Genomic DNA, 22,131 nt, shown 5'->3' on the forward strand with positions numbered 1-22,131 from the left:
ATGTTTGCACAAATATGTTTAATTAAATCCAACATAAAAAAACAAAAGGTTGATGTTATTGTATTTTTGACATTAGTGTTGATTTCAACAATGCTTATGTCAGTTAGTATAGCTATGTTATTTAATATGTCGAAAGTTGTTGAAAGTCATTTTGAAGAGATAAATGGTGCAGATATTACTATATCGATAAATAAAAATGCTAAAGCTGTTACTCAAAAAATTATTGAAAAAGATAATAGAATTAAGGCGTATGATGTATCTAGAAGGTTGTTGATTAATGCAAAACATAAAGCAAAATCTAGTTCAACATGGCGTGATTTTACATTTACGGTTCAATCCTACAACGAAAAAAGAAACATTAATAAAACTTATAAATACCCTAATAAATATAAGGACAATGAGATATTAATACCTTATTATTTGCATTCAGATTATAAAGTGGGTTCGATTCTTCAACTTAAATTTTATGGTGTAAAGTATGATTTAAAAGTTGTTGGATATGTTCAAGATCCAATGTATGCGACGCCGCTAAATGTTACGTTATATACTATTTATGCTTCAGATAAGATGATGGATGAATTTAGTAAGATAAAGGATGTTATATCACAGGTAAAATTTAATGCGACATTATATCCGCAATATTATAACGATAAAGTTGAAGATGATATTGTTGATAAAGTAACTAAAGAAACAGGTGGAGTTGTTGATTCACAAAAATTAGTAACAGAAGCAATTGGTTGGTATAGTGGCATGAAAGGTGGATGCATGTTTATGCCAAATATGGCACTAGGAATATTGTTAGTATTTTCAATAATGATATTTGTGATTTCAACCTTAGTAATATCATTTGCTATTAGAAATTTTATTGAAAAAAATATGAGAGACTTTGGACTCTTAATGGCATCTGGTTATAAAATATCGACACTTAGAGGAGTGGTTGTATATGAAATTGGATTGGTTACTTTATTTGGAACAATAATAGGTTCAACAATAGGAAAAGTTGTTTATAAACGAGCAGGAAAGTTAGTAGAGAATGTTCTAGGTTTAGAGTGGAATCAAGGGTTGAATTTTATAAATATGTTTATTGTTTCGCTTTTTATTATTTTATTTTCATGTGCTGTAGCCTATATAAGTTCAGGAAAATTCAAAAAGATAACGGTTTTAACAGCATTAAGAGGTGGTATCAATACTCATAATTACAAGAAAAACTTTTTCCCATTAACAGCAACAAGATTACCAATTAATTTAGCGCTTTCTTTAAAAAGTATTTTCTCATCGTGGAAAAAATCACTTGCTATTTTTTTGATGATGGCCATTACAGCAATTATAATGCAAACAGCATATGGAATTTATTATAATTTTGGAAATAATCAAGAAAAAATTTTTGAGTTTTCAGGAACGGAAAGCGGTACTATAGGTGTTTATGGAAATGAAGCATTAGGAGAAAAACTTAAGAAAATGAAATATGTAAAAGCAATGAATGCAAAATATGAAAATGCTACTTGCTATTACAAAAATGGGGAAAAAGGGAGAGTTATTACGACTTCTGTTTATAAGGATTTATCAGAATTAAGATATTGCAATTTAATAGAAGGCCGTTTGAGTAAATATCCAAATGAAATAATAGTTGCAGGAGGTCTTGCAGATGATTTAAATATAAAATCAGGTGATGCTATCGAAGTAGGATTAACAAAAGCAGGTAAAAAAAAGATTTTCATCGTTACAGGAATATATCAGCAGATAAACAATATGGGAAGAACTGTTATGATGAATAAAAACGCTTTTGAACGTTTGAATCCTGTTGAGAAAAAATGGAAAGAAGAAGTTTTTTATGATATCTATGCAGAGGATGGAAAAAATTTTCAAAATATGAAAAAAGAAGTTTTAAAAATCTATCCTGAAGGAAAAAATAAAATAGATAATTATGAAAAATTGGCTAGTGAGACAATGGATGTTGTAAGAAATGTTCTAAGTAAAATAAGTATTGCAATTTCAATTATTACAGCATTTATAGTTATGTTTGTAGAGGGGTTATTAATACATTCTAAGGTTGTTATGGAATGGAAAAATTTAGGGCTTAATAAGGCATTAGGTTTTTCTTCAAAAAAATTAATGGCACAAATGGTAATGTCTAATATTCCTATAATTTTAGTTGGGGCATTTATAGGTGCAATAGTTTCTAAACCAATAGCATGCAATTTATTAATAATTGGAATGTCATCATTTGGAATGAAAACGGTTAAAATGGAATTTGGAATAGAGGGAGTGATACTTACAATTTCAATTATCACAATTTGTGCAATAATAAGTGCTACAATAACTTCATTTAGAATAAGAAAAGCAAATCCAATAGATATGTTAGTAAAATACGGAGAAAATTAATAAAAAAGGTTGGAAGTATAATTTTTAAAACAGATATGCCCTTGTCTATTTGCGAGGGGAGTATCAAACTTCCAACCTTTTATTTTTAAAACTAAATCCATCCACCATCTAATGTGATAATTTGACTAGTTAAATAATTATTTCCATCTACAAGTTGTAGAGCAAGTTTGGCAACTTCTTCGGGTTGTCCGAATCGTCCAGCTGGTATTTCATCAGCTAATTCTTGGCGTTCTTCTTCACTAAAACAAGCATTCATGGAAGTATCAATACATCCACAAGCTATAGCATTTACCTGAATATTACTTGGAGCAAGTTCCTTGCCAAGAGCCTTTGTGAAAGAGTTAATTCCACCTTTACAAGCGGAATAAGCAACTTCGCAGGAAGCGCCTACATTTCCCCAAACGGAAGAGATATTTATAATTTTTCCGGATCCTAACTTTAACATGTTAGGAATGACAAGTTTTGAAGTATAAAAAGCAGAAGAAAGGTTAATATTCAGGATAGTATTCCACTCTTCTACAGACATATCTGATAATAATCCTATATGTGAAATTCCGGCATTGTTCACTAAAACATTTATGTGACCAAAGTGCTGTAGTGTTTCAGATATCATATTTTCTACAAAAGAAAACTCTCCAATATCGCCAATTGAAGTCATGACTTCTACATGATAAGTCTCTTCAAGTTGTTTTTTTAAAGCAAAAAGATCCTCTTTCGAATTTCGACAGCAGAGGCTTAAATTATATCCAGTTTGTGCAAATTCGCGCGCAAGTGCAGCGCCAATTCCTCTTGAGGCGCCTGTAATTAATGCAATTTTTGACATATTATTTCTCCAATCATTTAGAAATATATGAATAATATACCATATTTTTTCACCTAAAAAAATAATATGTATTATAAAAAATACAATAGAATAATTGATAATATTTTTAAAATGAATTAAAATGAAAAAAAATAATTTTACGGGAGCTCGTAGGCGGGCTGAGAGGAAGAAATTATCTTCGACCGATAACCTGATTTGGATAATGCCAACGTAGGGAAAAATGTTGCGTGAGCTCTCGTAGATAGAAATGAGGAGAAAATGAAAGCGTTTATAGAAAGAGCTAAGCAAAATAATTATAAGTTAGAGTTCGTAAATAAAAAATGTCTAAATAATAATCTAAAAGAGGATTTATCTAGTAAATTAAATTTATATGCAATTACAGATAGTTCGTGGGTGACCGCTACGAATTCGTTGAATTCCCAAGTTAGTAAAGCAATTGAATATGGTGTAACGATGATTCAATATCGTGAGAAAAAAAAATCTTATGTTCAAAAAAAGAAGGAAGCGCGAGAATTGTTAGAAATATGCAGACAGAAAAATGTTTTATTTATAATTGACGATGATGTTTTATTGGCGAAAGAAATTGATGCTGATGGTGTACATTTAGGTCAAAAAGATATGTCACCTAAAAAGGCAAGAGAAATACTCGGTAATCATAAAATTATTGGAGTGACGGCAAAGACAGTTGAACAAGCGCTTGAAGCACAATTAAATGGAGCAGATTATCTAGGTGTTGGAGCAGCTTTTAAAACGGATACTAAAAAAGATACATATATAATTGAGCATTCACAAATAAAAAAAATAGCAAGTACTGTAGAGATTCCTGTAGTAGCGATTGGTGGAATAAATAAAAATAACGGAATGAATCTTATTGGAACTAATGTCTGTGGTTTAGCTGTTGTGAAAGAAATTTTTTCGGCAGAAAATATTAAAGAAGCTGTAGAAGAATTAAAAAATATAACAAAGCAATTAAATAGAAAAACTAAAACAGCATTGACTATAGCAGGGAGTGATTCGAGTGGTGGAGCAGGAATACAAGCTGATTTAAAAACATTTAATGCAAATAAAGTTTATGGAATGAGTGCTATAACAGCTATAACAGCTCAAAATACAAAAGGAGTTTTTAAAATAGAAAATGTATCAAAAGAACTTTTAGATAGTCAATTAGAGAGCATTTTTACAGATATTTATCCAGATGCGATTAAAATTGGAATGATAGCAAGGGAGGATTTAGTTAAGGTAACATATGAGAAACTAACAAAATATGAAGCAAAAAATATTGTCATAGATCCAGTTATGGTCGCAACAAGTGGCGCAAATTTAACAGATAATAAAACAATAAAGAGTGCTCAAAATTTATTATATCCATTAGCTACTGTTTTAACTCCTAATATTCCCGAAGCGGAAATTTTATCGAATTTAAAAATAAAAAATGAAAAAGATATGGAAAAGGCTGCAAAAATAATAACACAAAAATATAAATGTGCAACGCTTATAAAAGGCGGACATTGTATAAACAGTGCAAATGATTTCCTATATGAAAAAAATGGAAATTCGAATTGGATAAAGGGAAGAAAAATAAATAACTCAAATACGCACGGAACTGGCTGTACACTTTCTAGTGCTATAGCATCTAATTTAGCGAAAGGATGTGAATTAAAGGAGGCCATAATTTTAGCAAAAAAATATATAGAAAAGGCCATAGGTGCTAATCTTGATTTAGGATTAGGTAGTGGACCTATGGCACATTTTGTGAGTGAATAATTTGAAATTTAAATATTTTTAAAAGGTTATTTTTTTTCGTGATACTGGTTATATGTATCAATTATTGCATCACCAATTGCTTTAGAATATTTTTTCTTGTTACTATCAAAATATTTATTGTCATTATAGTTATTTAAAAAACCAAGTTCTAATAAGCATGCAGGTGTAGTGGTGTTTCTAAGAACGAAGTAATCTTCCTTAGAACTTTTTTGCGAACCGCTTTTTACACCACGATCTTTACTGATTCCAATATCAACTAAGCCGCTATGAATGCTATTTGCAAGATATTTAGATTCTTCATTTGCATCACTAGAAGTCCATGTTTCATAGCCAGAACCATTACCACAATTTCTGTGAATTGAAATAAAATAATCACATTTTTTTTCAGAACAAATATCTACACGTTTTTGTAAACTTATAAAATAATCATTAGAACGAGTTAAAATAACCTTTACTTTTTTTGATTTGAGATATTTTTGAACTTCAAGTGCTATTTTTAAAGTGTCATTTTTTTCGTTCCTTTTTTTGGAGTTACATCCAATGTCTTTGCCGCCGTGTCCAGCATCGATACAAACGATTAATTTTCCATCATCTACAAAATCTTGTTTGCGTGGCTTATTATCTGTAACATTAGGAGATACACTTGTATTTTTATTTGAGGCATCGTTTGTAGTACTTGCAACAACGGTATTATCTGTGTCATAAGAATCGTAATTATACATTACGATGTCTTTGTTTTTTGAACCAATTGAAGTTGAGTCTTTTTTGAATTTAGATGTTATAAAAGAATATGAAAAGTAAAAAATAAGGGCAATAAGTATTGTCCAAAATCCATAATAAACAGTATAAACACCCGCGCGTAATATTTTTCTTTTTTGTTGACGGCGTTTTTTGATTTTTATATATTCGCTGCGTGTGAGCTTCCTTTTTTCCATGTTACCTCCTAGAATGTAATATGATAATTTATTTAAATGTATATTTATCTTTTTAATGTGGAGTTATTATAAATGCTCTAATCTTTATTTTAATGAATTTACGTATTTAATACAAGGAAAAGAGGAAAATTAGTTTTTACAAAAAAAGTTTGTGCTGACCATGCCAAACAATCAAAGCACAATCAGCACAAACCATAAAATATGTTCACCAAATAGCTAGAACTGCTATATTAGTGAATTGGTTCGATTAAATCATTTTGTTTGAATAGATTTAATCTTATTTATTTAAAAATGCGTCAATAGTAGAAAGAATTGTATCCGGCGGGAGAGATTTTAAAAGATATTTTTCGGGCTTGAATGCCACCGCCGTTTTGACGCTTTCAGAATCTTGTTTAGCTGTCAAAAACATAACCGGAATAGATTTGGTCAATGCATTCTCCTTTAGGATAGCAAAAACTTCTGGGCCAGACATTTCCGGCATTTCATAATCTAATAAGATTAAGTTGACAGGTATATTTTTTAAAAATGTAATTGCATCCTTACCAGAACTTAAGATAAAAGTCTGATAACGCTGTGATAATAAGTTTCTCATCGATCGAAGCATAGAAACGTCGTCGTCAATAATTAATATTTTCTTTGTTTTTGAATCTTCTGCTTGAGCTTCATAGATTTTATCTAATTCATGCTCAAGATCGATGACATTGATTGGCCTAACAAAAGCTCGTGCAATCTTGTTTTTGGGGATGATAAAAAAAGCATCTTCTAAATCATTTTTACTACCTAATAGTATTATCTTTATATGATGAGAATCATATAAATCAGACAAATATTTTAGAGCTGCTATGGTAAAATCATCAAGTTCCTTTAAGTAAACTAAACAAGTTTTAGGCAAGAGATTTTCTTCTTCCATATCCATGAGGCTTCTTAAAGTTAGGTCTTTTATATTAAATTCATATCCTTTAGTCGACAATTCACTGACTAAAGCATTAAGCATAAAGCTTTTTGAATCACATAAAATAAGGATTTTTCGTGCCATTTTAATACTTCCTATCAATTAGTATTTTTATTGCTTCATCACGTTTTAAAAATAAAATGCAATCAGAGAGCTTTTTAAAAAATTCCTCTTCTCCGTCAGGTAGTTTGTATTTTTCTAAGGAATTAAAAATACTTTCTGCAAGTGTAAAATCAAACACCTCTATACACTCTAAAATATCTTTATAGGCATTATTTAAATCTTTTAGAGAAATCTTTTCCTTAACTGATTCATCAATTTCAGGACAAAGTGCAGATAGTTTAGTAGTATAACTCTCTAATTCTTTTAGCATACTTGGAGAAAGTTCTTTTATTTTTTCCCAATCTCCATTGTTTCCGTAATTTTCTAAAGCTAAAGCTTTATGAGAAAGCTCCATTGCACCTATGAGTCGGGCAGAACTTTTTAGTGCATGAACTTTGATAGTATAATTTTCTATATCTTCTTTTTCTATATAATTTTTTAATTCTGAAGAGATAGAAGGTATTGTTTTATAAAAAGTTTTAGCACTTTCTAGCCACAATTCAACTGTTCCACAATTCTTTTGAGCCTCATCAAATGAAATACCATCAATAATATTCTCATATATCTTACTTATTCTATCGGTGGTATTTTCATGTTGATTTAGATTGCTGTCAGAAATTTTTTCACAAGTTATGTATCCAATATCATTTGGATGTAAAATCATAGATTTATTCAAGTTTTGAACAATAACGTTTTCTAGGCGAGCAGAATTTATAGGCTTAGAAAGATAATCAACAAATCCTTCGCTAATATATTGTTCTTTTGCACCTTGTATAACATTTGCGGTTAAAGCTATACACGGAGTATCTTTACATAAATGTGGAAAAGTACTCATTTGATGTAAAGCTTCAACACCATCCATTATTGGCATTCTGTGATCAATAAAAATTAAATCATAATGTTTTTTGGTAATCATAGATAGCATTTCTAGTCCACTTAAGGCTGTATCAATTTTCATTCTAGTGTTTTTTAATAAGCCTTTAAAGACAATTAAGTTCATTTCAGTATCGTCAACAGCTAGAATAGTTGCTGTTGGAGCTTGAATTTGAATTTGGTAAATATCTGTTTTTGTGCCATCATAATCAATGTAGGAATTGCCGATAGCTTCAGGATCAATGATTCTTTGTGTTAATTTAAATGAGAATTCACTTCCCTCATTGTAGACACTTTTTACTTCAAGGGAAGAATTCATAAGTGCAAGTAATTTTGAAACAATTGTTATACCAAGTCCACTGCCTTCAATTGTTTTATTTCTTTTTTCCTCAAGACGTTCAAAAGGTGAAAAAAGTTTATCCATATCACTTTTTTTCATTCCCATTCCAGTATCTTTTACAGAGAAAAGAAGAGTTGTAGTGATTCCATCTCGTTCAAGAATTTTTATAGAAAAAAGTATTTCTCCAGAAGGAGTATATTTAACAGCATTAGTTAAAAGATTAAGCAAAATTTGTTTGATTCTAACGCTATCACCGTATAAAACACTTGGAATATCTGAATCAATTTCAATTTTATAGGTTAAATTTTTTTCTTTGACTTTTGGCATAATCATATTGTTTAAATCATTAATAATCGAACTAAGAGCATATTCTCCTGGTAAAATTTCTAATTTTTGAGCTTCTATTTTTGAAAAATCTAAGATATCATTAATAATACTCAAAAGAGATTGGCCAGCATTGTGAATGTTCATGGCATATTTGTGAATTTCAGGGTCATTACTTTGTCTAATAATGATTTCATCAAGGCCGAGTATAGCATTAAGTGGGGTCCTGATTTCGTGAGACATATTAGACAAAAAAGTTGTTTTTGCTTCATTTGCAAGGTTTGCTTCTTTTTTTGCTTTTTCTAGTTCATTCAAAGTTAAAATCATGCGGTTGTAGTCTGGAAATTCGACTGAAAAAAACAATATATATAAACCTACAGAAAGGCCTAAATATCCAATCCTTAAAATATTACCCAAAAAGATTTCAAGTAACAATCCAATGAAAAAGATTGTATAAGATACTAAAATAGTCACAAAAATAGTATGATTATATTTGTGCCAGTTGAAAATAATTAGTCCCATCGAATAGGAAGTATAATAAAGTGGAATTATGGTTTCTATCCAACGCGCAAAAACTGGAGGCAGGAAATTATTATCAAGTGGATGATATGAAAAAAATAAGCTAACAACTATGAAGAATAAAAGAATGGTTAGTATCCAATATAATAAAATTCTATTAAAGGTATGTAGAGTAAACGCTGTCTGGGTTCCATATAAATAAGTCTCAGTGTATGATGAGAGATAATATGATACAAAAATCATCAGAACATGTTGCAAACAGTACATTATTAGGGCAAGTCCGTAATTTATTTGCTTGAAATTAGATATTATTATAGTGCTTGCAATATCAAAGCTGGTTGCGTAAATAACATAATATACCAATTTTCTATAAAAAGCGCTTGATTTTGAAGTTGCATTATATCTTAAATATAAAAATATTAATAAGATTATATTGTAAAGGCATGCCGAAAATTCTAAAAATAATTTCGAATAAATATTAAAAAATTCCATATATTAGGCTCCTTTTTTTATTTATTACAACGATAAGGCTTATAGATGCTATATCGACAAAAAATAATTTATAAGGAATATACAAAAGCAGAATTTATAAATTATATTTGGTAAAAGGCGAAAGATATAGTATACTTAATGAAATAGAAAATATTATAGATAATTGGTTAGAGGAGGAAAAATGCGTAATTTTGAAGAAAAAGATGTAGTAAGAGATATTGTTGAAAATATATTATCTGATTATAAAAATGGTAGAGATATAGATAAGATGACAGTCTTTCATCAACCAGATAGAGAGGCTATTATTGATATTGTCACAAAATTAATGAGAATATTTTTTCCAGGATTTTATAGAGATAAGGTTTATCGATTCTATAGTGTAAGAAATAATGTATCAGTTTTAATAGAAGATGTTATGTACAATATGCAAAAACAGATTGCTATTGTATTACATAATAAATGTGAATTTGAGTGCTGCGATGAAGACGATATTCAAAAAACAGCTCAGGAATTAACTTTTGAATTTTTCCAAAAAGTACCTAAGATTCGCGAATATTTAAATACTGATTTACAGGCAACATTTGATGGGGATCCAGCAGCAAATGGAAAAGATGAAATTGTCTTATGTTATCCAGGATTTTTAGCGACAACTATTTATAGAATTGCACATGAATTATTTATTTTAAAGGTACCACTTATTCCACGTATTATGACAGAATATGCTCATAGTAAAACAGGTATAGATATTCATCCTGGTGCAACAATTGGTAGATATTTCTTTATAGATCACGGTACAGGTATTGTAGTAGGTTCTACAACTACAATAGGTGAACATGTTAAAGTATATCAAGGAGTTACGCTTGGCGCGCTTTCAACAAGAGAAGGACAAAAACTTCATGGTAAGAAGAGACATCCTACTATCGAAGATGATGTTACAATTTATTCAGGTGCATCAATTCTTGGTGGAGCAACAGTAATAGGCAGCAATTCTGTAATCGGAAGTAATGCATTTATTACTAAAGCTGTTGAAAAGAATTCACGAGTAAGCATTCAAAATCAAAAATTATACTGCAGACCGGGTGAAAAAACACAAGCAGAATTGAAAGATTTAAATTTAAATGATGGATGGTATTAATAAAAATAAAAAAGAGCCTAAGGCATATTTTCATTTGCCGGGATTATTTGAATTTTATGAATTATATAAAGCGTTTTTGCCAATCTATAAAGATAATAGAGAATATTTTTATGAATGGAGCGAAATATCGTCAATATATGGTGCCCCAACGGATTGTTTATGGGGCGGCGGACGTATAGAATTTTCAGATGTAGAGTCGCAAAAAGTTTTAGAGCTTACGAATAAATATAATATTTCTGCGCGATTAACATTTAGTAATTCACAACTTAAAAAAGAGCATTTAAATGATAAAAAATGCAATGAATTATGTGAATTATTTGAGCAAAATTCAGGAGGAGTTATTATTCATTCTGAACTATTGCTTGAGTATTTGCAAAAAAAATATCCAAATTTATATATGGTTAGTTCAACAACTAAAGTTCTTACAGATTTTAATGATTTTTTAAATGAAGTAAAACGAGATGAATTTTTATATGTTGTGCCTGATTTTAGATTAAATAAGTCATTCGATAAATTGCAAAAAATGACACAACAAGAAAAAGATAAAGTTGAGTTTTTATGTAACGAATGTTGTTGGTTTGGCTGCAAAGATAGAAAGCGTTGCTATGAAGAGGTAAGCTATAGAAATTTAGGCGAAAAAGGTATAGGTCATATCTGTAGTGCACCAAATGCAAGCGACGGATATAGTTTTTCAAAGGCAATGGAAAATCCTGGATTTATTTCTGTAAAAGATATTAAAAGTAAATATGTTCCAATGGGATTTTCTAATTTTAAAATAGAAGGTAGAAGTCTTGGAAGTGCAATGATATTGGAATTCCTGTTATATTACATGGTTAAACCAGAATATCAAATTCACGTCAGAGAAAAAATCTATCTAGATAATATGTTAGATTTATTTTAATTTAATTATTGAATTGTATAAGCTATGTTCCTAAATAATCGATATATTATATGATACGAATGTTGCGATAGGTTTGTTAAGGTAAAAATCTATTGCAAAATGTTTTGAACTGATTCGATTAGGGGCAAATTTATTAAATTAATTATTTTGTTATATTAATTACTTTAATAAGAGCCTTAGTGTGATGAATTTAGAAAGGAGAATATGCGATGGACAAGTATGTATGCGGCCCATGTGGCTATGAGTATGATCCAGCAGTAGGAGATCCTGATAATGGTATTGCACCAGGAACAGCTTTTGAGGATCTTCCAGATGATTGGGTTTGTCCAATGTGTGGAGTTGGAAAAGATGAGTTTGAGAAAGCCTAGATTTTCATGATTCTCATATAAAAAATTAAAAAATAGTAAATCAGTTTTTTAGAGCATGTGCGAGTGATAAGCACATGCTTTTTTTGTAAAAATTAAAAAAGTATAAAATTTTGGGAAGAGTAATTGACAAAAGAAAAGGATGTGATACAATTCGATTGTGGACAACCTAATATAAATAAAATGAAATGACGAAACAAAAGTGATTATAAATGTGAAATGGAGGACAATATATGAAATTTTATGATTTAACAGTTACAAATGCAAATGGTGAAGAAGTAAAAATGAGTGATTATGAAGGCAAAGTGGTTATGGTAGTTAATACAGCTACAGGTTGTGGATTTACACCACATTATACACCGATGGAAGAAATGTACGAGAAGTATCATGACGCTGGTTTTGAAATTATTGATGTACCTTGTAATCAGTTTGCAGGACAGACACCAGAATCAGATGAAGAAATACATGAATTTTGTACATTAAAATATAATACACAATTTCCACAGATGAAGAAATCTGATGTTAATGGAGAAAATGCAATTCCATTATTTAAATTTTTAAAAGAAGAAAAAGGATTTGAAGGATTTGGAAAAGGTCCTAAAGCATTAGCCATGGGTGCAATGTTAAAGAAAATTGATAAAAATTATAAAAATAATCCAGAAATAAAATGGAACTTTACTAAATTCATTGTTAATCGTAAAGGTGAAGTAGTTGCGAGATTTGAGCCAACAGTTGATATGAAAAAAGTAGCGGAATTCGTTGACGAGCTTATGAAGGAAAACTAATAAAATAAAAAACAGAAAGAAGACTATAATGAAGACTATAATGACTGCTAAAAAAAATACGAACATAAAAAAATTTGATAATTATTTATTTGATTTATATGGAACATTGATTGATATTCGTACAAATGAAGATAGTGATAAATTATGGAATACAATAAGAATATTGTATGGATATGAAGGTGCAATTTATACTAATGAAGAGTTAAAAGATATGTATCATTTTTTCATAATGGAAGAAATGAATATCATAAGAAAAAAGAATCCCAATCGAAAACATATAGATGTTGATTTGGGAAAAGTTTTCAAGAAATTGTTTGAATATAAGAAAATAAATAAGATTTCAGAAGACAAAATAAAAAATTTAGCTACAACTTTTAGAAGCATTTCAACAGAAAATATAACATTATATGATGGAGTGTATGAATTACTTGATTTTTTAAAAGAAAATAAGAAAAAGATATTTTTGTTGTCAAATGCGCAAAGTTTATTTACTTTAAATGAATTAAAAATGTTTGGTTTAGATAAATATTTTGATGATATTTTTATCAGTTCGGATTACGAAGTAAGTAAGCCGGATGAAGAATTTTTTATGATTCCTATAAAAAAATATAATTTAGATACAAACAAAACTGTAATGATAGGTAATGATTATTTATCCGATATGCAAGGAGCATCTAAGGTGAAAATACATGGAATTTATATACATCAAGAAATATCAACACCTGTAGACAACCCTGATAAAATAATAGCGGATTGTAAAATAATGAGTGGGGTATTTAAAAATATAAAACTTTTTCTAGAAGAGTAAAAAAATACAAGAGAAATAAATACAAGAGAAATAAATACGAAAGAAATAAATACATAAAAGTAAATACACAAATAAAAAAAGCTCACACAGAAACAGGAATCAATTTATAAGGTTCTATCTGAGTGAGCTTTTATAATTGTTTTTAAAAAATTATTCTTTCCAAAAATCGACAGGTTCATAATCTTGTAATTTTGCAAGAAAGCCTCTTTCGGCTAATGCATTTTTTATTAAATCTAAAATCGAATCGTTATCTGCTTCGATGGTATGATAATGATATCCTGAAGTGATATTTTTAAGAGGTGTTGATTTGCCGGAATGAATTTCATCCATATAGCGTTTAACATCTAATCTTGAGCGAATGTTTAATTCTGCTTTCAACAGACCATAAACTTTGTGGTAGACAAATACATCTTTGATCTTACCACCTAAATCAACTATAAGGGTTAATTCTTCTTCAACCTCATCATCGGAATGAATAACTTTAAAAACTTTTTTAGATATACCAGATTTACTAAGTACGTACCCTTTATTAGTTGAGTGTATATCAATTCCTTGGGCACGAATCAAAGCAATATCTTGTACAACTATTTGACGGCTTACCTCTAATAATTTTGCGAAGGCACCGCCTGAGATAGGCGTTTTAGAGTTTTGTAATTCTTCTAGGATTAGCTTCCTTCGTTCGTTTCCAGTCACAAACAATGCCCCCTTTCGTAAAGATTATTTAAAAAATCAATTTAAATTGTACGTAGATTCTTTAATGAAATATCCATAATTGGCGCAGAATGTGTTAATGCACCACTAGATATATAATTTACACCTAAATCGGCTAGTTTGGCAATATTTTCTTTTGTTACATTTCCAGAAACTTCGATTTCGGCAGTGCCATTAATAATTTGAATCGCTTCTTTCATTACTTCATGTGACATATTATCTAACATGATAATATCAGCTTTTGCAGCAACTGCCTCGCGAACCATGTCTAAAGTTTCAACTTCAACCTCTATTTTCCTAACAAAAGGAGCATAATCACGGGCTAATTTGATAGCATTTGTTACACTACCAGCTGCATCAATATGATTATCCTTAAGTAAAACACCATCAGATAAGTTGTATCGATGATTATTTCCACCACCAACAGTAACAGAATATTTTTCAAAAATTCTATTGTTAGGTGTTGTTTTTCTAGTATCTAATAATTTGATAGATGTTCCATCTAAAAGTTTAGCAACAGAATGAGTATATGTTGCGATACCACTCATTCTTTGTAAGTAGTTAAGTGCTACACGTTCTCCAGAAAGAAGCACTTTTACATCACCATGAACTCTAGCCATAAGTGTTTTGTTTTTTACAAAATCGCCATCTTTAACAAAAAATTCAACAGTAGTATCCTCGTCTAATAATTTAAAAACTCTTTCAAAAACTTGCAACCCACAGATGATACCATCTTCTTTGCAAATTAGGTCAACTTCACCTTTAACTTCTTTTCCTTGTAAAATAGCATTAGTTGTTACATCTTCATCAGAAATATCTTCCCTTAAAGCTTGAATGATTAAAGGATCAATATTTAATTTAAGTGTACTTTTTTCAAACATAGTGTCCCTCCATTATGCTGTAAGCATTTTTTCTTTCTTGCGTTTTATTTCTTGTAAAACAATATTGTGATATTCCTCTTTAAGTGCAGCTATATCTTTATATTTTTCAAGGTTGATATTAGCAACATAAGTAGGATTTTTTTTCAAAGTTGAGTAAGATGAAACTAAATCTTTAGCAGCACGTTTAGCAAAAACTAAGCTCTCAAGAAGAGAATTACTTGCTAATCTGTTTTTACCATGCACACCGTTACAAGCTGTTTCACCAATTGCGTAAAGTTGTTCCATTGAAGTTTTGCTCTCATGATTAACTTTAACACCGCCCATAAAATAGTGTTGAGCAGGAACAACAGGGATACATTCTTTTTCAGGATCATAGCCCATTTCTTTGCAATAAGCTACGATGTTAGGAAAATGTGATTCTAATTCTTCAGAAGGAATTGGACGTAAATCTTCCCAAACAAATTCGGTATTATCTTTTTGCATCTGCTCGAAAATGGCATTAGCAACTACATCTCTAGGCAATAATTCGTTAACGAAACGATGCATATTTTTGTCGTATAATTTAGCACCTTCACCACGAACAGACTCAGAAATTAAGAATGAACGTTTTGAATTATCTTTGCAGTAAAAAGTGGTTGGATGAATTTGGATATAATCAATGTCTTTTAATTCAATATTATGTTTCAAGGCGATTGCTAAAGAATCTCCTGTTAAATGTCTAAAGTTTGTTGAGTGTTTGTAAAGACCACCAATTCCACCAGTTGCAAGAATAGTAGCATCAGCTTCAATTGTAAAAATATCTCCATCTTCTTGAAGGCATACAGCACCATAGCATGTATTATGCTTTTCAATAATGTCAATCAAAGTTGTATATTCGTAGATTTTAACATTTGGAAGTTTTTTAACACAAGCTAATAATTTTCTTGTTATCTCTTTTCCAGTAATATCCTTGTGGAAAAGAATACGTTTATCTGAGTGAGCACCTTCTCTTGTAAATGCAAGATTACCATCTTTATCTTTTTGAAAATCAACACCGTAGGAAATTAAATCCTGTATAGTATCTTGTGATGAACGAATCATGATATCGACTGATACTTCATCATTTTCATAGTGACCAGCCTTCATTGTATCTTCAAAATAGCTATCATAATCAGCATTATTTTTTAGCATGCAAATACCACCTTGAGCTAAAAATGAATCACTACTTTCACAATCAGATTTGGTAATAATTGTTATTTGTTTGTCTCTAGGTAATTGAAGTGCAGCATATAATCCTGAACATCCACTACCAACTATTAAAATATCTGTTTTCATTTTTATATTCTTCTTTCTTTTTTGGATTTGCAAGCGCGTATAACAACGTACTTGTTATTTGAGTAAAAGTTTATCACATTTCATCTTGACTGACAAGACAGTTGTAAAATAAAATGTTTACAATTGTCTTGACAGCTGTAAAGCGTTTTTTTATAATGAAAATTAATAAATTTTAAATCAACATTTGTTGTTGTGAAAAATATGTCAAATGGGAGAAGATTATGACTATAAAAGAGTTACAAAATAAAATAATAGAGTTAAAGAAAGAAAAGGATGTATGTCTTTTAGTGCATGCTTATCAAGATCATGAGATTGTTGAAGTCGCAGACTTTGTTGGTGATTCATATGGACTTAGCTTAAAAGCAAAAGAGGCTCCACAGAAAAACGTTGTTATGTGTGGTGTACGCTTCATGGCAGAAACAGTTAAAGTCTTATCACCAGAAAAAAGAGTTTTTATAGCAAATGAAAATGCTCTTTGTCCAATGGCGGATCAAATGGATAGAGAACAAGTAGAAACATTAAGAGAACAGTACCCAGATTACACTATTGTTGCATATATTAATACTACATCTGAGTTAAAAACAGCTGTAGATGTATGTGTTACATCTTCATCAGCAGTTGAAATTATAAAGAATATCAAAAATGATAAAATTTTATTTATTCCAGATTGCAATTTAGGAAGTTGGGTTCAAAAACAGATTCCAGAAAAAGAGTTTGTTTTTTATCATGGCGGATGTCCAACACACCTTAGAATTACAAAAAGAGATGTTGAACGTGCAAGACAAATGCATCCAAATGCAGAAGTTTTAGTTCATCCAGAGTGTTTAGAAGAAGTAACTAACGAAGCAGATTATGCAGGTTCTACAACTGGAATTATGAATTATGCTAAGAAAAGTGAAAAAAAAGAATTCATAATAGGAACAGAAAATAGTATCGTTGATCACTTACAATATGAATGCCCTGGTAAAATGTTTTATCCTTTATCAAAAGAATGTGTATGTCACAATATGAGAGCTACAACACTTATGGATGTATATAACACAATTAACGGTGTTGGTGGAAAAGAAATATTTATTGATGATGAAGTTAGACAAAAGGCTAAAAATTGTATTGATAAGATGATAGAATTAGGTGGCTAATTGCTAGAGAAAACTACATAATGTTCTAAAAGTAGCTATATATAAATAGTTAGTATAAATTTAATATGAACATGATTAAAAATAATTAAAGATTATTTAAGACAGGAGAAATCCTGTCTTATTTTTTTTGCGTATTTTGAATGATTTTTTTTTGTAAAAATGTATATTTGTAAAAAAATAAAATAAAAATAAAAAAGTTCTTGCATATTTATAGTTTTTAAGGCATAATATATAGCAATATAAGAAAACGTGATGCACAACATAAACAGCACTTATGTAAAATATTTTATTTATCAAAAAATATATTAGAAAACAAGGAAGAAAAAAATGAGTGTACAAAAACTAAAAAATTTAATTGTAACAGCAGAAAGAAAAGAGGAAGCAGATTTATTAATTAAGAATTCTAAATTAGTAAATGTTTTAACAGGTGAAATTTATAATGCGAATATTGTTGTTACAGATGGAATTATAGTTGATATAGAAGAAAATGTAGAAGAAGATATAAACGCAAAAAAGGTCATTGATGCAAAAGGAAGCTATGCAATACCTGGATTGATTGAAGGACATATCCATATAGAATCATCTTTTGTTACTCCAGAAGAATTTTCAAGATTGGTTGTTCCACATGGTACAACTACAGTTGTTGCTGATCCACATGAAATTGTAAATGTTTGTGGAAAAACAGGAATGAAATATATGCTTGATGCAAGTGAACTTGCAGCATTAGATATTAAGTATATGATTCCTTCTTGCGTACCAGCGACACAATTTGAGAATAACGGTGCAATATTAGATGCTGAAGGAGTAAGAGAATTACTAGAGGATGATAGAATTCTAGGACTTGGTGAATTTATGAATGCACCTGGAGTGTGCGGATGTGATGAAGAAGTTCTTAAGAAGATACAGTATTCAAAAGATGCTAAAGTTCCAATTGATGGACATGCGCCAGGTATGAAAGGAAGCAGTTTAAGTGCTTATATTGCAGCAGGAATAGAAACAGACCATGAATGTCAGACGGTTGAAGAAATGCAGGAAAGACTTAGAAAAGGTATGTACGTTTTGCTTAGACAAGGATCTGCATGTAAGGATTTGAGAAATCTTTTAAAAGGAGTTACTCCACAAAATTCTAGAAGATGTTTACTATGCTCTGATGATCGTCAGCCTGTTTCAATTTTAAAAAAAGGTGATTTAGATGAACATCTAAGAATATGTGTTGAAGAAAATATTGATCCAATAATTGCCATTCAAATGGCTACTTTAAATGCGGCAGAATGCTACGGATTAAGAGATAGAGGCGCGATTGCAGTTGGAAAAAGAGCAGATATATGTATAGTGGATGACTTAAAAGAATTTAAAATGCTTGATGTGTTTATTAATGGAAAGCATGTTGCACATGATGGGAAATATTTATGTGAGGTAAAAAGGTTAGAATGCTCGAATGTTGAAGGTAGTGTGCATGTAAAGGATTTTTCAATAGAAAAATTAAGAATAGAGCCACGAAATCAAAGGGTAATTGCTAATACAATAGATATTACACCAGGAAGCATTGTTACATCAAAAGGTCAGGCATATGTAAAAATTGATGAAAATGGTGATTTTGAATTTGACGAAAAAGATGATGTGGCTAAAGTAGCAGTAATTGAAAGACATCATGGAACTGGAAATATCGGAGTCGGGTATTTAAGAGGTTTTGGAATTAAACACGGTGCAATTGCTTCAACAATTGCGCACGATTCACATAATATAATAGTAATAGGTACAAGCAATCAGGAGATTGAATATGCAGTTAATAAGTTAATTGAACAAGAAGGCGGAGTAGTTGTTACTAAAAATAATCAAATTTGCGATTCTATTTCACTTAAAGTTGGTGGACTTATGAGTGAAGAGAGTGGTGAAATTGTTATGGATAAACTTGATAAGTTATATGAGACAATGAAAAAAGAAGTTGGGGTAAAAGAAGGCGTTGATGGTGTTATGTCTTTGGCATTTATGGCACTTTCAGTTATACCGGAAATTAAAATTACAGATATGGGTTTATTTGATGTTACAAAATTCGAGTTTATTCCAGCAGTAGAAGACATTAATTTGAATATAAAAACAATGATAAAATTTAAGACATTTGCGAATGCAGATGTAGATAAAACAAGATGTTAAGTAAATAAAAAAAGGCTATATACTATGTCAAAACATTGTATATAGCTTTTTTTATGACGTATAGTTTATTGCTAAACGTAGAATGAACTAGAACATGTTTTTATTGTTATTGTTCATTCCTTGCTGTTGCTGATTATTCATACAATAGTTATATGCTTTAGAAAGTGCATTTAAGTTTTTGAATAATAGGATAGTGATTACAAAATATCCAATGTAAGGAATAAATGCACAAAGAAGGTAAATAATACCAGATTCATTAATCATAACGTTATATCTTGGACCGTTATTTTTTAATCTTTCACCAACTTTGTAGTACCAATATAAACCATAGATTCCACAAGTTACTAATGATAAAAGAATTAATTTTCCAATTGAAGCAACATCTGCTTCTCCGTCACCTTGACAAATAGTGTTAGTGTCTTGAGCAATTCTGCTTAAGATTACAAGTTGATAAATACCGCAAGTTACAAGTGAAAGTAAAATTGCAGTTACTGCATTTCTGTTTTCTTCTACATAAAACATGACATAATCCTCCTTAAATAAATGTATAAACGATAAAAAATTCCCTTTTTAATGTCAAAATAAACAATATTATTATGTGGATCCAATAATCTAATAAAATACACAGTAATAAATAATATTAGAAAAAAGATTACTAATGTATCATATATTTTAGTTGGAATACGTTCTTTAAAAATTAAAACTAAGATAATTAAAGGAACCAACCAAAATAATGGATGGTAATAAAATGCTTTTGAAATACATAAATTAAAAACACACAACCATGCTCTAGTTAATCCACATCCTGGACAAGAAAATCCGGTTATAAATTTGATAGGGCATCCTATGTTGGTAATATGTAACAAAATACATAATATTGTAAAAATTAGCAAGTATTTAATTTTTTTAATAATAATGTCTAAAGGTAAATTTTTCATAAGTGATATATTAGCACAAAAACATAAAATAATAAACATAAAATTAATAAAATATAATATTTTATAAAAGTCAAATAAAAATTTTATAAAATATTATAAATAAATGAATATATTATACAAAATATTTTATGAAGAATATAAAAAATATATGAAAATAATTGTGTAAATATTATATTTTAAAAGATCAGTTGACATAGTCTAAATGGTATGCTATTATTATTTTTGTAATAAATGTAATATATTTGTAACATTTTGAAAGAAATACTTGATTTTGGAGGATATCATGTTCAAAAAAACGACAAGAGTAGCGACTTGTATTATTGCAGCTTCGGTTACACTTGGATGCTTAAATATGACTAGCGTTAATGCGGCAACAACATCTAAGACAACAAGTACTACGAATGTAACACAAGAGAATCTACCAATAGCTGGCTTTTCTCTTGCAGTCTCATCAACATTAGATGGTAAAGACAACAAAGGTAACGAGACTCCTAGAGAAAGTGTTAAGAAATCAGCAGTGGTACAGACAAGTGATAAAGTTATTGTTTATACAACAAATAACGAGAAGTCACAAGAAGTAGGAAAGCTTTACAATAATAATTTGGTTGAAGTTATTTCTAATAAAAAAGGATGGGCTAAGATCTCATCAAGAAATTTAACTGGTTATGTGAAGAATGACTGCTTAAAGAAAGACAAATCATTACTAGAAAGTGCAGCAAAAAGGACAGCTAAAGTTAAAACTGAAACTTTAAAACTTCGTGAAAATTCATCAACTGATTCTAGAATAGTTAGTTTATTAGGAATTGATGAAGTGTATTCGGTTACAGATGAATCTGTTACAGGTTGGGTCAAAATAAATACGCCTGCAGGGGAAGGATTTGTTTCGAATGAGTTTGTAGATGTTACAAGAGAATATACATACGGAGAAACTTTACAAGAAGAAAAAGACAGATTACAAAGAGAAGCTGAAGAAGCAGCAGCTAGAAAAAAGGCAGAGGAAGAAGCTGCAGCAGCTGAGTACGCTAGAACACATGGTAATCAGGCAGCATTATCATTTGCACAACAGTATGTTGGTAATAGATATGTCTGGGGTGGAACTAGCTTGACAAATGGAATAGATTGTTCCGGATATGTAATGCAGGTATTTGCTAAGTATGGAGTAAGTTTACCACATAGTTCAGCAGCAATTAGAGGATATGGTAAAGCTGTTAAAACATCAGAAATGCAACCAGGTGACGTAGTTTGTTACCAAGGGCATGTTGGTATTTATGCAGGTAATGGAAGATTACTTAGTGCATTAAATTCTAGAAAAGGTATTACATATTGTTCTGTTAATTATAAACCGATCATTACGGTTCGTCGTATGTTATAGTACATCAATTTTGAGTAGTGTACTTTAATCCCCTATCATAAAGCATACGATGTATCTAATGAATATAGAGCAACATGATAAAATGGCTATCGCGAACGTAACATAAGCGATAGCCATTTTTT

19 protein-coding genes and 1 riboswitch are annotated in these 22,131 nt (G+C 29.9%); of the genes, 10 read left to right on the top strand and 9 right to left on the bottom strand.

Annotated elements, in window-relative coordinates:
- Nucleotides 1-2,382 (top strand): ABC transporter permease, encoded by a 2,382-nt coding sequence (locus BMY79_RS03705; RefSeq protein WP_074730432.1) that lies wholly within the window; start codon nucleotides 1-3, stop codon nucleotides 2,380-2,382.
- A gap of 91 nt (nucleotides 2,383-2,473) precedes the next feature.
- Here the strand turns inward: BMY79_RS03705 and ymfI are convergent, their stop codons facing one another.
- Nucleotides 2,474-3,205 (bottom strand): elongation factor P 5-aminopentanone reductase, encoded by a 732-nt coding sequence (gene ymfI, locus BMY79_RS03710; RefSeq protein ID WP_022748805.1) that lies wholly within the window; start codon nucleotides 3,203-3,205, stop codon nucleotides 2,474-2,476.
- A gap of 129 nt (nucleotides 3,206-3,334) precedes the next feature.
- Nucleotides 3,335-3,439, top strand: a riboswitch (TPP riboswitch).
- 24 nt (nucleotides 3,440-3,463) lie between these two features.
- On the opposite strand from ymfI, the gene thiD reads away from it, so the two are divergent.
- A complete protein-coding gene (gene thiD, locus BMY79_RS12495) occupies nucleotides 3,464-4,969 on the top strand; it encodes a bifunctional hydroxymethylpyrimidine kinase/phosphomethylpyrimidine kinase (RefSeq protein ID WP_083383456.1) in 1,506 nt (501 codons plus the stop codon).
- A gap of 26 nt (nucleotides 4,970-4,995) precedes the next feature.
- Here the strand turns inward: thiD and BMY79_RS03720 are convergent, their stop codons facing one another.
- The 3 genes from BMY79_RS03720 to BMY79_RS03730 all read right to left on the bottom strand — a co-directional run bounded on the left by BMY79_RS03720 (nucleotide 4,996) and on the right by BMY79_RS03730 (nucleotide 8,858).
- Nucleotides 4,996-5,904 (bottom strand): N-acetylmuramoyl-L-alanine amidase, encoded by a 909-nt coding sequence (locus tag BMY79_RS03720; RefSeq protein ID WP_074730433.1) that lies wholly within the window; start codon nucleotides 5,902-5,904, stop codon nucleotides 4,996-4,998.
- A gap of 277 nt (nucleotides 5,905-6,181) precedes the next feature.
- Complete coding sequence (locus BMY79_RS03725) at nucleotides 6,182-6,940, bottom strand: response regulator (RefSeq protein ID WP_022748810.1); 759 nt, start codon at nucleotides 6,938-6,940, stop codon at nucleotides 6,182-6,184.
- Between the two features lies 1 nt (nucleotide 6,941).
- Entirely contained in the window at nucleotides 6,942-8,858 is a 1,917-nt protein-coding gene (locus BMY79_RS03730) for an ATP-binding protein (protein ID WP_177176421.1), read from the bottom strand.
- A gap of 829 nt (nucleotides 8,859-9,687) precedes the next feature.
- Here BMY79_RS03730 and epsC point away from each other — a divergent pair.
- The 5 genes from epsC (at nucleotide 9,688) to BMY79_RS03755 (ending at nucleotide 13,500) form a co-directional block, all read left to right on the top strand.
- Nucleotides 9,688-10,641, top strand: a complete 954-nt coding sequence (gene epsC / locus BMY79_RS03735; protein ID WP_027421585.1) for a serine O-acetyltransferase EpsC — start codon at nucleotides 9,688-9,690, stop codon at nucleotides 10,639-10,641.
- Nucleotides 10,625-11,542, top strand: a complete 918-nt coding sequence (locus BMY79_RS03740) for a hypothetical protein (RefSeq protein ID WP_022748814.1) — start codon at nucleotides 10,625-10,627, stop codon at nucleotides 11,540-11,542. The genes epsC and BMY79_RS03740 overlap by 17 nt, the downstream gene beginning before the upstream one ends.
- Before the next feature lie 209 nt (nucleotides 11,543-11,751).
- Nucleotides 11,752-11,910, top strand: coding sequence for a rubredoxin (rd, locus tag BMY79_RS03745; protein WP_074730435.1), 159 nt, complete (start codon nucleotides 11,752-11,754; stop codon nucleotides 11,908-11,910).
- Nucleotides 11,911-12,140: 230 nt separating this feature from the next.
- Nucleotides 12,141-12,692 (top strand): glutathione peroxidase, encoded by a 552-nt coding sequence (locus BMY79_RS03750; RefSeq protein WP_022748817.1) that lies wholly within the window; start codon nucleotides 12,141-12,143, stop codon nucleotides 12,690-12,692.
- 28 nt (nucleotides 12,693-12,720) lie between these two features.
- Nucleotides 12,721-13,500, top strand: coding sequence for an HAD family hydrolase (locus tag BMY79_RS03755; RefSeq protein WP_022748818.1), 780 nt, complete (start codon nucleotides 12,721-12,723; stop codon nucleotides 13,498-13,500).
- Between the two features lie 150 nt (nucleotides 13,501-13,650).
- Here the strand turns inward: BMY79_RS03755 and BMY79_RS03760 are convergent, their stop codons facing one another.
- Genes BMY79_RS03760 through BMY79_RS03770 form a run of 3 tightly spaced genes read right to left on the bottom strand, consistent with a single transcriptional unit; the run spans nucleotide 13,651 to nucleotide 16,406 of the window.
- Nucleotides 13,651-14,193, bottom strand: coding sequence for a transcription repressor NadR (locus tag BMY79_RS03760; protein ID WP_022748820.1), 543 nt, complete (start codon nucleotides 14,191-14,193; stop codon nucleotides 13,651-13,653).
- Between the two features lie 41 nt (nucleotides 14,194-14,234).
- Nucleotides 14,235-15,092 (bottom strand): carboxylating nicotinate-nucleotide diphosphorylase, encoded by an 858-nt coding sequence (nadC, locus tag BMY79_RS03765; RefSeq protein WP_022748821.1) that lies wholly within the window; start codon nucleotides 15,090-15,092, stop codon nucleotides 14,235-14,237.
- A 12-nt stretch (nucleotides 15,093-15,104) separates the two neighbouring features.
- Nucleotides 15,105-16,406 carry an L-aspartate oxidase gene (locus tag BMY79_RS03770; protein WP_022748823.1) on the bottom strand — a complete coding sequence of 434 codons (1,302 nt, stop codon included), beginning with the start codon at nucleotides 16,404-16,406 and terminating at the stop codon, nucleotides 15,105-15,107.
- 221 nt (nucleotides 16,407-16,627) lie between these two features.
- Here BMY79_RS03770 and nadA point away from each other — a divergent pair, with 221 nt between their 5' ends.
- Both nadA and ade read left to right on the top strand, forming a co-directional pair.
- Nucleotides 16,628-17,545, top strand: a complete 918-nt coding sequence (nadA, locus tag BMY79_RS03775) for a quinolinate synthase NadA (protein WP_074730436.1) — start codon at nucleotides 16,628-16,630, stop codon at nucleotides 17,543-17,545.
- 327 nt (nucleotides 17,546-17,872) lie between these two features.
- Nucleotides 17,873-19,699 carry an adenine deaminase gene (ade, locus tag BMY79_RS03780; protein ID WP_074730437.1) on the top strand — a complete coding sequence of 609 codons (1,827 nt, stop codon included), beginning with the start codon at nucleotides 17,873-17,875 and terminating at the stop codon, nucleotides 19,697-19,699.
- A gap of 87 nt (nucleotides 19,700-19,786) precedes the next feature.
- On the opposite strand, the gene BMY79_RS03785 is transcribed toward ade, so the two are convergent.
- Nucleotides 19,787-20,221, bottom strand: coding sequence for a DUF4234 domain-containing protein (locus tag BMY79_RS03785; RefSeq protein WP_022750103.1), 435 nt, complete (start codon nucleotides 20,219-20,221; stop codon nucleotides 19,787-19,789).
- Nucleotides 20,209-20,676 carry a DUF2752 domain-containing protein gene (locus tag BMY79_RS12630; RefSeq protein ID WP_083383457.1) on the bottom strand — a complete coding sequence of 156 codons (468 nt, stop codon included), beginning with the start codon at nucleotides 20,674-20,676 and terminating at the stop codon, nucleotides 20,209-20,211. The genes BMY79_RS03785 and BMY79_RS12630 overlap by 13 nt, the downstream gene beginning before the upstream one ends.
- 244 nt (nucleotides 20,677-20,920) lie before the next feature.
- On the opposite strand from BMY79_RS12630, the gene BMY79_RS03795 reads away from it, so the two are divergent.
- Nucleotides 20,921-22,009 (top strand): C40 family peptidase, encoded by a 1,089-nt coding sequence (locus BMY79_RS03795; RefSeq protein ID WP_074730439.1) that lies wholly within the window; start codon nucleotides 20,921-20,923, stop codon nucleotides 22,007-22,009.
- Nucleotides 22,010-22,131 lie beyond the last annotated feature (122 nt).

It is taken from the genome of Lachnobacterium bovis, assembly GCF_900111325.1.
In the GTDB taxonomy this organism is placed as follows: domain Bacteria; phylum Bacillota; class Clostridia; order Lachnospirales; family Lachnospiraceae; genus Roseburia; species Roseburia bovis_A.